Here is a 525-nt window from a genome sequence, read left to right as displayed (position 1 = left end):
AAAAACTTCAGCAAGCTTGCCAATGCCATCGTTGACAAATATGGCAAACGAAACGCAAATCGGCAGCCTTATATGAGTTTGCGCTGGCTGCTCAATCAGCAGCTTGAGCAACTGGAAAAGGCAGACAAGCCTTTATCCAAGACAGCTTCGAAGAAGAAAAGAAAACTGCTTGGCAAGCTTAAGAATCTGGAGCAAAACAATATCGGAAGAAAGTCGTATGACAAGAGCTACCGCTCAGCTCAAGAAACCGTCCGAAGCTTTATCAACTGTGCGATAAACAGGATGATTGAGAAAGAGTATCCGGCGGTCATTGCCAAGGAAGACTTGACGTTCGTAAAAGAAAAAGGCATCAAATCAGATAACAGCAGATTCGCAAGAAAGATGCGCAAGCGCTTGAATTCATGGACTAAGGGCCAACTGGATGAACGCATTGAATATCTTTCAAGCAAGAATTCGATTGAAACTCATGATGTCAATCCGGCATATACTTCTCAGTATTGTCCGATCTGTGGGCAGCATTTTGAG

1 protein-coding gene is annotated in these 525 nt (G+C 43.6%); it reads left to right on the top strand.

The window, feature by feature from the left end; all coding sequences use genetic code 11:
• A partial coding sequence (locus tag ACYVUV_RS12370) for a zinc ribbon domain-containing protein (RefSeq protein ID WP_484499581.1) occupies positions 1-525 on the top strand: 525 nt, incomplete at both ends.

Source organism: Lactobacillus sp. WILCCON 0149 (assembly GCF_057197965.1).
This window is presented reverse-complemented; position numbering and strand designations above follow the sequence as displayed.